Annotated in this window: 12 protein-coding genes; 3 read left to right on the top strand and 9 right to left on the bottom strand. The window is 37.7% G+C overall.

Annotated features, from left to right (window positions below; all coding sequences use genetic code 11):
• The first annotated feature begins 110 nt into the window (after positions 1-110).
• Genes QA584_RS01810 through QA584_RS01800 form a run of 3 tightly spaced genes read left to right on the top strand, consistent with a single transcriptional unit; the run spans position 111 to position 2,388 of the window.
• A complete protein-coding gene (locus QA584_RS01810) occupies positions 111-521 on the top strand; it encodes a M67 family metallopeptidase (protein WP_278272813.1) in 411 nt (136 codons plus the stop codon).
• Entirely contained in the window at positions 518-1,276 is a 759-nt protein-coding gene (locus tag QA584_RS01805) for a sensor histidine kinase (RefSeq protein WP_278272812.1), read from the top strand. Before QA584_RS01810 ends, QA584_RS01805 begins: the two co-directional genes overlap by 4 nt.
• Positions 1,277-1,287: 11 nt before the next feature.
• Positions 1,288-2,388: a response regulator transcription factor gene (locus tag QA584_RS01800; RefSeq protein WP_278272811.1), complete on the top strand. Its 1,101-nt coding sequence runs from the start codon at positions 1,288-1,290 to the stop codon at positions 2,386-2,388.
• 7 nt (positions 2,389-2,395) lie between these two features.
• On the opposite strand, the gene QA584_RS01795 is transcribed toward QA584_RS01800, so the two are convergent.
• From QA584_RS01795 to secA, 9 genes are all read right to left on the bottom strand, one after another.
• Complete coding sequence (locus QA584_RS01795) at positions 2,396-3,022, bottom strand: formate/nitrite transporter family protein (protein ID WP_278272810.1); 627 nt, start codon at positions 3,020-3,022, stop codon at positions 2,396-2,398.
• Positions 3,023-3,295: 273 nt separating this feature from the next.
• Complete coding sequence (locus QA584_RS01790) at positions 3,296-3,937, bottom strand: MBL fold metallo-hydrolase (RefSeq protein WP_278272809.1); 642 nt, start codon at positions 3,935-3,937, stop codon at positions 3,296-3,298.
• Between the two features lie 478 nt (positions 3,938-4,415).
• On the bottom strand, positions 4,416-5,624 hold the full coding sequence (locus QA584_RS01785) for an aspartate kinase (RefSeq protein ID WP_278272808.1): 1,209 nt from the start codon (positions 5,622-5,624) through the stop codon (positions 4,416-4,418).
• Between the two features lie 93 nt (positions 5,625-5,717).
• Positions 5,718-6,950 (bottom strand): cofactor-independent phosphoglycerate mutase, encoded by a 1,233-nt coding sequence (locus QA584_RS01780; protein WP_278272807.1) that lies wholly within the window; start codon positions 6,948-6,950, stop codon positions 5,718-5,720.
• Between the two features lie 189 nt (positions 6,951-7,139).
• The gene (locus QA584_RS01775) at positions 7,140-8,357 is read right to left on the bottom strand and encodes a homoserine dehydrogenase (protein ID WP_278272806.1); all 1,218 of its coding nucleotides are present in this window, start codon (positions 8,355-8,357) and stop codon (positions 7,140-7,142) included.
• A 146-nt stretch (positions 8,358-8,503) separates the two neighbouring features.
• Positions 8,504-8,944, bottom strand: coding sequence for an ACT domain-containing protein (locus tag QA584_RS01770; protein WP_278272805.1), 441 nt, complete (start codon positions 8,942-8,944; stop codon positions 8,504-8,506).
• A 646-nt stretch (positions 8,945-9,590) separates the two neighbouring features.
• Positions 9,591-10,076, bottom strand: a complete 486-nt coding sequence (locus tag QA584_RS01765) for a chemotaxis protein CheW (RefSeq protein ID WP_278272804.1) — start codon at positions 10,074-10,076, stop codon at positions 9,591-9,593.
• A gap of 77 nt (positions 10,077-10,153) precedes the next feature.
• Positions 10,154-11,267, bottom strand: a protein-coding gene (gene prfB, locus QA584_RS01760; protein ID WP_278272803.1) for a peptide chain release factor 2 whose coding sequence is annotated in 2 segments (ribosomal slippage) — positions 10,154-11,191 and positions 11,193-11,267 — 1,113 coding nt in all. Because the reading frame shifts where the segments join, the coding sequence is not laid out codon by codon here.
• A 349-nt stretch (positions 11,268-11,616) separates the two neighbouring features.
• Positions 11,617-14,187 carry a preprotein translocase subunit SecA gene (secA, locus tag QA584_RS01755; protein ID WP_278272802.1) on the bottom strand — a complete coding sequence of 857 codons (2,571 nt, stop codon included), beginning with the start codon at positions 14,185-14,187 and terminating at the stop codon, positions 11,617-11,619.
• Positions 14,188-14,372: the final 185 nt, after the last annotated feature.

Genomic DNA, 14,372 nt, shown 5'->3' with positions numbered 1-14,372 from the left:
TTATTCCTATAAGTTTACAGGGTATATATACTTTAATGAGATTCTTCTGATATCATAACGGCTTTCGCTGTTGATGATATACATAATAATAAAAATTAGAGGGAAATCGCATGATTATATTTAAGGAAGAACACATTAAAGATTTATTTGCCTACTGCAGGAATGGTCTACCCAATGAAAGCTGCGGTTTACTGGCAGGAACCATAACAGATGGAGTTAAGACAGTTACCCAGATTTATTATTTAAAGAACATCGACGAAAGTCCTGAACACTTTTCTATGGATGTAAAGGAACAATTTCAGGCTATATCCCAGATCCGGAAAAGTAATTTAGAGTTGATCGGTAATTTTCACAGCCACCCTTCTACTCCGTCAAGGCCTTCTAAAGAGGACATCCGTCTTGCATTTGATCCGAAATTAAGCTATGTTATAATTTCCTTGCAGGATAAGGATAATCCGGTCATTAACAGTTTTAACATCAAAGAAAAAACAGCAGACATAGACCAATTAGTTGTGGAGTGATAATTATCAGTACCTTTGATGATGAGAAAAAAACAGAAAATAAAATATCCGAGTCAGCCAGGCCAAGCAATGATTTAAGGATTTTTAACTCCAGCATCACCCACGAGATAAAGGCTCCGATTCGTGCTATTGACGGCTATGCCAGAATATTTCTGGAGGACTATAGCGCACAGATTGATGAAAATGGCGTGGAACTGATTGAGAATATCCGAGGTATCTGTAACGATACCCTTGGTTTAATTAATAAGCTCTTAGACTATACCAGGTTTGCGGAAATGGAGCCCATTAAGGAGCCTGTGGATCTAAAGAATATGATCCAGGCGGTTTTTGAAGAGCTTGTGGGAAGCTATCTTCAAGGCAGCTCCATTAAACTGGAATATGAAAGCACAATTCCCATGATACTTACCGACCGTTTTTTAATGAAGCAGGTTATTACCAATATTATTTCTAATTCCCTTAAATTTACCCGGGGGAAAGATCCCGGTATCATAACCGCCGGATACCGGCAGGAGGATACGGTATCTGTCTTTTATATTAAAGACAACGGTGTGGGCTTTGATATGAAGTTTTCAGAGAAGCTGTTTGGAATGTTTCAGAGAATGCACTCGGTGGATGACTTTGAAGGCAGCGGATTAGGTCTTGCCCTTGTTAAGAAAATGATAGAAAGCTTAGGCGGCAGCGTAAGGATTACCGGTGAAGTCGGTAAAGGCGCCTGCACCTATTTTACCCTAGCACCGGAAGATATTCTAAAATAAAGGAGGCAGCCATGTATAAGACTCTGATCGTGGACGACAGGGAAATCTTTTTACTGGAATTAAAGAGAATGCATATCTGGGGAGAACCCTCCGGATTTGAGATAACGGGCAAAGCCGGTAACGGACGTCAGGCCCTGGATTTGCTGCATGAAACTGCTTATGACCTGGTAATAACGGATATCCGTATGCCTATCATTGACGGACTGCAGCTCCTTCATGAAATCCAGAACGAAAACCTATGCCCCTGTGTAATTCTCTTAAGCGAATTCAGCGAATTTCAGTATGCCCGCCAGGGAATTATATACGGAGCTTTTGATTATCTGGTAAAACCTGCCCGTGAGAAAGAATTAATCCCACTTTTAAAAAGGATCCGAAAACACTTGGATACCCTGCCTGCTAATAAGCTGTCTCTTAGTAATGGCGCTGATACAGAGGAAGATTTCTGGGCATATCCGGTGTCTGAAGAAAAAATGCTGATCCATTATTTTAAAGAAAAGGATACTGCTCTGATTACCTTATTCCAGAATACCCTGGAACAAGTTTATGAGGCCCTGAAAGATAATTTAATCAAATCTGACTTAATGATTAAGAAGCTTTACCACAACATTATTTCTGCCGTTTATCAAGAGTTTACCTGGTTATCCTATTTTATTCATATACACTATTTTGAAGAAATCGATTATATCCATGAAGGAAATACCGATTCCTTTCAATCCTTTTATATCAGAAAAATCACTTACCTGCTTCAATTCATACTGAAACTTGATCCCCCGATTCATGACAATACCCTAAAAGATATAATTACTTATATATTAGAAAATCCGGAAGCAGACTTAAAATTAAAAGTACTGGCTTCCAGATTCTTTATTAATAATACCTATTTAAGCAATACCTTTTTTACCAAGACGGGAATCCACTTTAATGATTACATTACAGTTATCAAAATGTCCCGCGCCGAATATCTGTTTAAATATTCGGACCAGAAGATCTATGAGATCAGCTATCAGCTTGGTTATAAAGATATTAACTATTTTTCCAAACAGTTTAAGAAGATATACGGTTTCAGTCCAACGGAATATCGGAATAATGAGATTCGTGATTATCAGATATAGATAGTTATTAATGACTTCCTAATTTTTCATTATCAAGAACCCGGATTGCAAGGGGCAGTAAACTCCCGCCTACCAGATTACCAAGTGCAATTACGATTATGTAAACGAAGGCTTTTCCATTCCACGCATTTGCCAGGGAAAAATAAAACATATCAGCAATACTATGTTCAAAACCGGACAGGATAAACACCATAATCGGAAGAATCAGAGCCAGATGTTTGCCTACGCTGTCTTTTATAGTCTGGAAGCCAATTACTGCAATACACATCATAATACCGCAGAAGACAGCCATAATAAACGTGCTGTAAAGAGTATCTGACAGCTTCAGACTTACCAGCTCCGAAGTGTGATCCACCAGTTTAACCAGTTTGGTACCCCGGTATAAATATCCCGTTCCCACAGTTCCAACCGCATTGCCCAATATGACGATCAAAACCGTTAATAAAAATCTTGGTTTTTCATTGGGTATGTAACACACCTTACCTGTATACAGGTTTAAACCAAATGTATATATAGTAAACAGCCCTATGGAAAATAAAAATGCTCCTGCTATATGGTTTTCAAGGGTTAAATAAATGGTTCCTCCGATACTTATGGCAATTCCCGCCATAATTGCTTTTATAAATGTTTTCATAACTTCTTTCATCCTTTTACTCTCTTTTACTTTCTTTCACATTCTTTAGTCTCTAGACTTGTTTGTCTTACATTATCCGTCTTATTTGTATATTAAATCTTAATTATCTTGCCTTCCCTTTTTTTATGATTGCAGCTTTCCCCTGTTCTACCTGTATCTGTCCGGTTACTTTGTCAGACCACGAAACATTATATCACAACAAAATTAAAAGTACATAGTAAATTACAAGAAACAATAGAAATGATAGAAATTATCAGGTTAGTTTGAAACCTTTCAAAGAAGCTTTAAAATCTGATCGAATACCATTTTATCCAAAACAACATTATGGCCAGATATACAATAATCAAAATCCAGCTTCTTATAGTTTGCCAAGGTCTGCATATATTCCTCTTTTTCACATTCTATACTTGGGATAAGCTCCTCCATAGAATCTCCAATATTATCTCCTAGGTTTAAAACCTTGTCAGCTTCATCCAGTACGCTGATGGAATCCTTTGTATGTCCAGGTGTATAGAATAATCTAATCTTATCCTCAGCAAAATATAGTTCATTATCAAAAGTTAGATTGGGTAGCTGTTTTTTGGTTTCTCCAAACAGATATTTGCTTTTTAACAGCATATCCTCCCACTTTTCCTCTATCCTATCCCTGCATAAGGTATGCGAAAGAATCAGGCTGTCAGGGAACATATGATTTCCCCAGATATGATCCCAATGATGATGGGTATTAATTACCAGAAAGGGTTTCTCACTGTCCTTGAGATACTCTATTACTGGTGCAATGCTTAATGATCCTAAACCGGTATCGATCACATAATTATATTTGTCCCCCATAATCAGATGGAGGTTTAAATCCCATCCATCAGGTATATGATAAGTAAATATAATATTTCTGCTATTAATCTTTTTTACTTTCATTCATAAACCCTCTATTTCCTATTTTTTTACGTTCTTCCTCTATAAAAGTAGTATCCTGCATGAATTCAGTTACAGAAACGAAGCCTTATATACCATATTCCATTCTATAATCTGTAATCAGGATAAAATAATTCTATATCAGCGATCCTCATAAATTAATCCCACAATCTACAATCAGCATGAATCAAGCCTATAATCAGCACTCAGCATAAATCAAGCCGGTTTTCTTTGTTTATAAGTGCATCCACCTATATTCAAAGTCACCGGCTTGATTTCTTACTTTTCACTGCCCTTCCAATATTTCATACAATGGCAGAAAACATAATATAATCAATCATTCGAGTTAATTACTCTAGTCAATTATTTGCTTCAACTCTCTAGTTAATTATATGAATTTCATTCTTAAGTCAATCTATCGATTTCGATTCATAAATGTAACATTCTAATAATTTGCCTTCATCTAAATACCGATCATAAATTACGACAGGCTGAATTTATCATGAACTGCTTTCATAGCCTTTTCCACATAAATCTCATCAATTAAAACTGTAACCCTGATTTCGGAAGTTGAAATCATCTTAATATTCACACCGACGTCATATAATGCTTCAAACATCTTAGCTGCAACTCCTGCATTGGACATCATACCGGCTCCGACGATAGATACTTTGGCAACGGATTTCTCCACATCAATCTTCTGACATTTTAAGCTGCCGGATCTGTGACGTTCTAAGATTTCCACTGCTTCGTCAAGGCTGTCTTCGGACACCGTAAAGCTGATATCTTTGGTACCGTCACGTCCGACAGATTGAAGAATGATATCTACATTAATATTGTATTTTGCCAGATGATTAAATAATTTGAAAGCTACTCCAGGTTGATCCTCTAATCCAATCACTGCAATACGGGCAGTATTTTTATCGGCAGCAACGCCGCTTATAAGCATTTTCTCCATTTTAACTTCCTCCTTCACTACGGTTCCTTCTGATAAATTTAAACTAGAACGCACTACTAACTGTACTCCATATTTTTTAGCCATTTCAACTGATCGGTTGTGTAACACTCCTGCGCCTAAAGAAGCAAGTTCTAACATTTCATCGTACGTTATTTCGTCTAACTTCTTAGCATTTGGTACAAGTCTTGGGTCGGCTGTAAATACACCGTCGACATCGGTATATATTTCACAAGCATCTGCGTTTAAAGCCGCTGCAAGAGCTACTGCTGTTGTATCGGAACCACCGCGGCCAAGGGTTGTAAGATCATCAAATTTGTTAATTCCCTGAAACCCGGTAATAAGGACTACCTTTTTCGCTGCAAGTTCATTTCTGATTCTCTCGGAATCAATTCTCTTAAGCCTTGCATTACCATAAACAGAAGTGGTATGCATAGCCACTTGGAATGCATTTAAAGATATGGCAGGTACTCCTAAAGAATCTAACGCCATCGCCATTAAAGCTACGGAAATCTGTTCACCGGTTGTTAGTAACATATCGAGTTCCCTTTTTGATGCACTAGGGTTAATTTCTTTTGCCTGGGCTAAAAGTACGTCGGTCTGTTTGCCCATAGCAGATAATACTACTACAATCTCGTTGCCTTTTTTATAATCCTCAATAATCCTTTTGGCAACATTAAAAATTCTTTCCTTATCGGCTACTGATGTACCACCGAACTTTTTAACAATAAGCATACGCTGCCTCCTATTTTCCTTATTTACTTGCATCTGTGCAAACAACCCACAGACCAGAAATTGCTATAATTGTTAAATTAACTTTTGTATGAATCAATATTCAAACAATTTATTAATTATTTCATAACCATGATTTACGATATTCCCGCTTTGTTTTGCAAAAGCTTCATTGTAACTCCGGGAGACATCCAGTTCTTTCTTGCTCAATATGAGCGTGCTCATATTGAGCATGCTGTCATAGAGCATATATGGAACCGGGTCACTTGTATGAGTACGGCAATGAATCGGAGTAGGATGATCCGGCATAATTAACATCCGGTAGGGAACCTGGCTTAGATCCATCTGTTCCTTTACCACTTTTATGACTTTTTCATCTAAATACTCTACTGCTTTTATCTTATTCGGGATACTCCCTTGATGACCCATCTCATCAGGGGCTTCTATATGAATATATACAAAATCATAAGAATTTTCAAGTAATTCTTTTACGCCGGCCATTGCTTTTCCGACATAATTGGTATGAAGGGTTCCGTCAGCCCCTTCCACTTCCACGACTTTCATTCCAGCACCCACTGCAATGCCTTTTAATAAGTCAACTGCTGAAACCATAGCACCTTTTTTGTGAAACTTTTCTTCAAAGGAGGTTAAAGCAGGTCTTGTCCCCGCTCCCCAGAACCAGATGGAATTCGCTTTATTCAATCCTTTTTTCGCTCTTTCTATATTAAGTGGATGGTTATTTAATATATCGTAGCTTTTTTTCATCATATCTTTCAGATATGCATCCTCCGGTAAATATGTGCCTATAACTTTTCCTAAAATATCATGTGGCGGTGTCAGCTCAACAACCTCACCCTTATCCCATATGGTAAGGTGCCTGTAGCTTGTACCTACATAATATTTATAAGTATCCGTTTCCAGTTCTTTTCTGACAGCCTCCAGTAAAACTGCCGCATCCTCTGTTGAAATTTCGCTGGAACTGTGGTCGATTATGGTTTTCTCCTCGTAAGGAAGTTCGTCGTCGGACACCGTAACAATATTGCACCGAAGGGCAATGTCCGTAGGTTTCATATCCACCCCGATGCTTAATGCTTCCAAGGGGGATCGTCCCGTATAATATTGTTTTGGATTGTAGCCTAACACAGACAAATTAGCGGTATCACTGCCAGGCTTCATTCCCTCCGGTATGGTGCTGCAAAGTCCGATTTCCGACTTTTTAGCCAGCAGATCCATAGTCGGAGTAACAGCATATTCCAAAGGAGTTTTTCCACCTAGTTCTTGAATTGGTTCATCCGCCATACCATCGCCCAGAATAATTATATATTTCATTTTTGGCTCCTATCTGCATTCTCTGCAACTGTACAAATAGCAATAACTGTTCAAGTGAAATATGAGTATTAAACCATAGAGGCAAAATATCATATTAATAAAGAAAACTGCCCTGCAGTTTCCTTTTCACTTATTCGAGGCATAACTGCCCAGACAGCCATAAAAGGTGCATCAAACTCTGTAGAATGATTAAAACATTACCCGGATCATACTTACGATGTTACCAAGTTTAGCTGCCTTATCCTGATAAGTTTCTTCACTCATGAGCAGAGTAATAAAGGCATATTCGTCTGGGATATCAGAAACTTTCACTTCTTCTACCTGACCAAATAATAATGCTGCCTGTTCTTTGATTTCATCTGTATTACCGGCTAACCGTACAAAATATTTATGTTTCGAATGTTTCATATCGGAAAGTTTTAATTTTTTGCTGCTCCACAGAGTCATAATATTGGTGCCAATGTGCTTAGCCGCATCTACCACATCTGCTACAACCGCACTGGCTGTAGGCAGTTTACCTGCTCCGCTGCCATAAAACATAACATCGCCTATAACGTTGCCCCTTACAAATATGCCATTAAATACATCATTCACGCTAAATAAAGGATGAGTCGGCTTTATTAGCATTGGAGCAACCATGGCATATACATGATCCTGCTCTTTTTTGCTGGTGCCTAAGAGTTTTATGCTGGCTCCCATGGCCTTGGCGTATTTAATATCCATATCCGTTATTTTAGTTATGCCTTCCGTATAAATATCTTCAAAATCCACCTGCATACCAAAAGCCAGAGAAGATAAAATTGCAATTTTTCTGCAGGCATCAAAACCTTCAATATCTGCTGCCGGATTGCGTTCTGCATATCCCATCTGCTGCGCTTCTTTTAATACGGTATCAAAATCAGAGCCTTCACCGGACATTTTGGTCAGGATATAATTTGTGGTACCATTTAAAATGCCTGTTATTTCTTCTATTTCATCTGCAGTTAAGGATTGATTTAATGGTCTGATAATAGGAATACCGCCGCCGACACTAGCCTCAAATAAGAAGTTTACGCGTTTTTGTTTGGAAAGCTCTAATAGCTCAGCTCCGTGTTTCGCCACTAATTCTTTATTGGAGGTGCATACACTTTTGCCTTTTGTAATCGCCTCTTTGACAAAGGTATAAGCAGGTTCGACTCCTCCCATTACTTCTACGATAATTTTTACATCCGGATCATTCATAATTGTGGCATAATCGTGGACTATCTTATCCTGAATTGGATCCCCCGGGAAATCCCTTAAATCCAAAACATATTTTACGTTAATTTCATGACCGCAGCGCTTGCTGATACTATCACCATTTACGTTAAGTACTTCAACAACACCTGATCCTACTGTGCCATAACCTAATACTGCTATATTAACCATAAAAGCTCCTTTCTGCATATCTATCAATTCATTCCTACCTGGGCATCTTTTACCTTTGTGCTTTAAAGTCCTAAATCGGAGTAGTCCTAATGCCCTTATTTACCCTAGTACAGTGTTGCCGGCTTTTAAGGTTTATGCCGGATTACTTATTCTCTGGCTAATATTTTTAAATAGTGAATACCCTCTAAAGCTTCTATGTCATCAAATATTACCGAGGTGTCAACAATATGACCCGGGATTTCAATACTTAAGGTTAAGGATGCGATACCATTAACCGGAATACTTTGATGAATCGTTAATATATTAGCTTCATTTTTGGCAACACAATTTAGTACGCAGGATAATAATCCTGGTTTATCATCTACCTGAAGCATAAATGTTATAGTTTTGCCTCGGGCATTTTCATGAAAAGGGAAAATATCATCTTTATATTTATAGAAAGAACTTCTGCTGATTCCAACGATATCAGCAGCGTCCTGTACTGTAAAAACTTTTTCTGAGTCCAGCAGCCTTTTTGCTTCAACTACTTTTAGAAGGACTTCCGGAACGGCCTTTTTTTTAACTATGAAATACTTGCTTTCATCCATAACGGCTCTCCTATGCGCTTATTTTCGGTTAACTAAAACCCCTTTTTGCAGGGAGTAACTTCCTAAAAACTGTTAGTTTTTCATATGTATGTACAGGAAAAACACATGTCTTTCACAGGAAGATATCTTATCATATTTTTCTTAAAAATGCAACTATTTTTTTGAATAAAGTTTCGTATATTATTCAGTTTAGCAACAAAATCCATGGAAATTCCAGTCACCCGCCGTCATAATATGCATTTTTTTGTATATTTCTATACAGTATATTATAACAATATCTGGAGCTTTATTGATAAAAAAATAGGAATGTACCTTGGCACCTTCTCACGCCGCAGATGACCGGCCAAGTTGACAAAATTATTACGAAGAAGTATGCACCTGCCTGGCAGACTATTTATTTATCAGGAAGTGAAGAGGATTTTCTATGAAATAAAAAATAGGCCGCTGCAAATTATAAATACCTATTGCCCGGGAATTGCGGTTAATACTCCTGTAAGTTTGTAGGAAGCACGTATGAAAGACTAAAAGAATAAAATACAGCCTTTACAAGCACAGCTTGGAACAAAATTCCAGAAGAAAAACCAATCTATCAGATCCAGGTTCAGTAATTTATTATATTGCAACAACCTACTTTAATAAGCTTCACTTATTGATTTGACATGATACTTTGAATATTTTCCTGTTCTTTATCCGATAATATACCATCGTGATTCAACAAAAGTATCATTCTGCCGTTTATATTTGCCACACACTGAATATAGGAGGTATGGATACTCTTTACAATGGCTGGTGTTTCACTGAGATGTTCAGCAGGTATCTCCAAAATTTCTTTTACCGCGTCTACTTCATAAGCCAGAAATATTCCGTTTGATTTCGTAACGATTAATTTCGTATTATCATCTGCTTCTTTATCGGCGAGTCCAAACTTCTTCCGCAAGGAAAATACCGGGATAACATCCCCTCTAAGATTAATAATTCCACGGATATAGGATGGTGCATTGGGAATTGGAATTAAATCGGTATATTTTTCAATTGCATTTACTAACATAATATCCAATCCAAATTCTTCTTCACCTAAAGTAAAAATTACCTGCTTCATTTGAGTTGTCTGTACGCTTATTTTAGTCTCCATCTTTCGTACCCCTTCTTTCATCCTTCAGTGATACAGCCAAAGTGATGACATCCTTACACTCTGCTGTCTAAATTAGCTTATTTTTTATTTATACTTAACCATTTTAAGTATTCATTAATAAAGGGATCCAGATTACCATCTAACACACTGGCTGCATTCCCGATTTCTGCATTCGTCCTATGATCTTTTACCATGGTATAGGGCTGCATAACATAGGATCTGATCTGGCTTCCCCATCCGATTTCCTTCATTTCCCCCCGGATACCGGATTCCTTTTCCTGATTTTCCTGTTGCTTTAACAGATAAAGTTTTGCTTTTAACATCTGCATTGCCTTATCTTTGTTTTGAAACTGGGACCGTTCATTCTGACACTGTACCACGATACCTGTTGGTAAATGAGTGATACGGATAGCAGAAGAGGTCTTATTGACATGCTGACCGCCGGCACCACTAGAACGGAAGGTATCAATCCTTAAATCCCCCTCATCAATTTCAATACCGGTATCCTCCTCAATATCAGGCATGACATCGCAGGATACAAAAGAGGTCTGTCTTTTTCCGGCTGCATTAAAAGGTGATATACGAACCAGACGGTGTACACCTCTTTCCGATTTTAAGTGACCGTAAGCATTCAGACCGTTAATCTGGATGGTAACTGATTTAAGTCCAGCTTCCTCTCCATCTAAAAAGTCGAGTATTTCAGTGGAATATCCTTTTTTATCCGCCCACTTCTGATACATCCTTAATAGCATACTTGCCCAGTCACAGCTTTCCGTACCCCCTGCCCCGGCATGAAGAGTCAAAATAGCATTATACTTATCATATTCCTCAGATAAAAGGGTATTTAGACGCAGTTCATCCAAATCCTGAGTAAACTTATCAAGGGCTTCTTGGATCTCAGAAATGAGAGATGAGTCATTCTCTTCGTATCCCATTTCAATCAACGTTTCAATGTCTTCATACTCCCGTTTTAAGGAGTTATATTCATCAACAATATCTTTTAAGTTCTTAAGTTCTTTGACATAGCCCTGGGATTTTTCTGCTGTATCCCAGAAATTAGGTTCTTCCATGATATGCTCTATCATGTCAATTCTTTCTAATTTATTGCCCAGGTCAAAGTGAATCCCCCACTTCGATTAATGGCTGTTGGTAGGTAGTAAGCGTATATTTTAACTGATCTAATTCAACCACAATTTCACCTCTTTCATAAAACTATTTTTTTATTGCATTAAACCTTTAACTTTTCTTTTTTACTGCTATTATTTACTTCCTTTTTGTTTTAAATTGTATTTCTCTTTAATCTGCTAAATTTTGTATCACTAAATCTATTAAATTTTACTTTTCCTTTTCTTTAACCTAATAGATTTTATTACTTATTACTTCTCATTAAATTCATTATTTTTTGTCTCTTTATTTACTAATTATATAATAAATTATTAAACATACAATTAAAACAACTAATATAAAATTAATTGTTTTAATTGTATCGCTTATTATTTATTTTATCTTATATTCCGGATGATAAAAAAGCAAACGTCCCTTAGCTTCTTCCACAGCAATATTTATATTTCTTACCGCTTCCGCATGGGCATGGATCATTGGGCTGAATTTTTTTACCAACACGTCTTACGGGTCCCTGCTGCAGGGAATCATCTTTATTGGTGCCGGTTTCTTTAGCAACCTGTTCTCTTTCCACATTCTGTTCAATACGGACATGCATTAAGGCTTTTACCGTATCTTCACGGATGGCATTCGTCATTTCATCGAACATCTCAAAGCCCATGAACTTAAATTCCACTAACGGATCTCTCTGTCCATATGCCTGAAGACCAATACCCTGACGTAACTGATCCATATCATCAATATGATCCATCCACTTTCTATCGATTACTTTTAACAAGATAACCCGCTCGATTTCCCTAAGCTGTTCTTTCTCTGGGAATTCGGCTTCTTTCGCTTCATATAAACTGATTGCTTCTTCTTTAAGCTTTTGGATCAGTTCATTCTTCTTAGAATATTTTAAGTCGGTAGAATCCTGAGTAATAGGCTCCAACGGTATGATCGGAATCAGTAAGTTGTTAAGCTCATTTAAATCCCAATCTTCCGGCAGCTGGTCATCGCTGATGCTGGTATTGACACAATCTTCAATTGTATCTGTAATCATCTTGAAGATAGAATCCCTCATGCTTTCGCCGTCAAGGACTTTTCTTCTTTCTTCATATATGATTTCTCTCTGGTCATTGTTAACCTGATCATATTCAAGGAGGTTCTTTCTGATACCAAAGTTATTATTTTCAATTCTCTTCTGGGCTTTTTCGATGGCACTGCTTAGCATCTTATGCTCAATCTGTTCGCCATCCGGAAGACCAAGGGAGTTAAACATACCCATTAGACGTTCGGAACCAAACAAACGCATTAAATCATCTTCCAGGGAAATGAAGAAACGTGACTCACCAGGGTCACCCTGACGTCCGGCACGACCTCTTAACTGGTTATCAATACGTCTTGATTCGTGGCGTTCCGTACCAATAATCTTAAGACCGCCGCTTTCAACCACACCTTCGCCTAATTTAATATCGGTACCACGACCAGCCATATTCGTTGCAATGGTAACCACCCCTGGCTGTCCGGCATCTGCAATAATCTCAGCTTCCAGTTCATGGAACTTAGCATTGAGCACTTTATGAGGAATATTCTTCTTTTTAAGAAGTTCGCTGATTTCTTCCGAAGCTTCGATCGTTATGGTACCAACGAGTACGGGCTGACCTTTTTTATGGGATTCCATAATTTCATTAATAACCGCGTTCAGCTTTTCGCGTTTCGTTTTATAAACTGCATCCTGTCTGTCATCACGGGCAACCGGCACATTGGTAGGAACTTCAATAACATCCATTCCGTAAATATCCCTAAATTCCTTTTCTTCTGTTAAAGCTGTACCAGTCATACCGCTCTTCTTAGCATATTTATTAAAGAAGTTCTGGAAAGTAATGGTCGCAAGGGTTTTACTTTCTCTCTTAACTTTTACTTTTTCCTTCGCTTCTATGGCTTGATGGAGACCATCGGAATAACGTCTTCCAGGCATAATACGTCCGGTAAATTCATCAACGATTAATACTTCATCATCTTTAACTACATAATCCTTATCACGGTGCATTAAATTATGGGCACGCAGTGCTAAGATAATATTGTGCTGGATTTCTAAGTTTTCGGGATCTGCAAGGTTTTCGAGTTTAAAGAAACTTTCAACTTTAGCCACACCATCAGCGGTCAAGTTAACATTCTTATCTTTCTCATTAACCACAAAATCGCCTTCTTCTTCGATTTCTTCCTTCATAATGGCAGCCATTTTGGTTAATTCCGCACTTTCCTTACCACGGACCATCTGTCTTGCCAAAATATCGCAGGCTTCATAAAGTCTGGTGGATTTACCGCTTTGTCCGGAGATAATAAGTGGTGTCCTGGCTTCATCGATTAATACAGAGTCAACTTCATCGATAACAGCATAATGAAGTCCCCGTTGTACCAGCTGTTCTTTATAAATAACCATGTTGTCCCTTAAATAATCAAAGCCCAATTCATTATTGGTAGCATAGGTTATATCACAGGCATAAGCTTCTCTTCTCTGGTCATTATCAAGACTGTTTAAAATAACACCAACTTTAAGTCCTAAAAATTCATGTATCTGACCCATCCATTCGGAGTCACGTTTTGCCAGGTAATCATTAACAGTTACAATGTGTACTCCTTTGCCTTCCAAAGCGTTTAAGTAAGCCGGAAGGGTAGAAACCAAAGTCTTACCTTCACCGGTTTTCATTTCTGCGATTCGGCCCTGATGGAGGATAATACCACCCATTAACTGAACACGGAAATGTCTGATTCCCAATACCCTTTTAGCTGCTTCCCTTACAACTGCATAGGCTTCCACCAAAAGGTCATCCAAGGTTTCACCATTTTTAAGTCTATTCTTAAATTCAATTGTTTTATTTCTTAATTCAGCATCGGAAAGATTGACCATGGTCGGTTCAAGTGCTTCGATTTGATCCACTATAGGTATAACCAGCTTTAATTCTCTTTCACTGTGTGTACCAAATATCTTAGTTATAAAGCTCATATTCGTTTCACTCCTGTTTATTCTATTCATTCAGTAAATGATAATAACTTCCCACTTTAAGTTATGTTTTAACAGTTCAACCTATATTGTATCATTTACACCGCTACTATTCAACACTTTTCGTAAAGTATATCCGTTTGGCGAGGAATTATTTCCTTTTTATAGGAATTTAAGAAAATTACCAC

Source organism: Anaerocolumna sp. AGMB13025 (genome assembly GCF_029689925.1).
Classification (GTDB): Bacteria; Bacillota; Clostridia; order Lachnospirales; family Lachnospiraceae; genus Anaerocolumna.
This window is presented reverse-complemented; position numbering and strand designations above follow the sequence as displayed.

What these genes read in the sequence shown, in the direction of transcription:
- QA584_RS01810 (WP_278272813.1), top strand. Translation starts at nt 111, where the DNA reads ATGATTATATTTAAGGAAGAACACATTAAAGATTTATTTGCCTACTGC.
- QA584_RS01800 (WP_278272811.1), top strand. Translation starts at nt 1,288, where the DNA reads ATGTATAAGACTCTGATCGTGGACGACAGGGAAATCTTTTTACTGGAA.
- QA584_RS01795 (WP_278272810.1), bottom strand. Translation starts at nt 3,022, where the DNA reads ATGAAAACATTTATAAAAGCAATTATGGCGGGAATTGCCATAAGTATC.
- QA584_RS01790 (WP_278272809.1), bottom strand. Translation starts at nt 3,937, where the DNA reads ATGAAAGTAAAAAAGATTAATAGCAGAAATATTATATTTACTTATCAT.
- QA584_RS01785 (WP_278272808.1), bottom strand. Translation starts at nt 5,624, where the DNA reads ATGCTTATTGTTAAAAAGTTCGGTGGTACATCAGTAGCCGATAAGGAA.
- QA584_RS01780 (WP_278272807.1), bottom strand. Translation starts at nt 6,950, where the DNA reads ATGAAATATATAATTATTCTGGGCGATGGTATGGCGGATGAACCAATT.
- QA584_RS01775 (WP_278272806.1), bottom strand. Translation starts at nt 8,357, where the DNA reads ATGGTTAATATAGCAGTATTAGGTTATGGCACAGTAGGATCAGGTGTT.
- QA584_RS01770 (WP_278272805.1), bottom strand. Translation starts at nt 8,944, where the DNA reads ATGGATGAAAGCAAGTATTTCATAGTTAAAAAAAAGGCCGTTCCGGAA.
- QA584_RS01765 (WP_278272804.1), bottom strand. Translation starts at nt 10,076, where the DNA reads ATGGAGACTAAAATAAGCGTACAGACAACTCAAATGAAGCAGGTAATT.
- secA (WP_278272802.1), bottom strand. Translation starts at nt 14,187, where the DNA reads ATGAGCTTTATAACTAAGATATTTGGTACACACAGTGAAAGAGAATTA.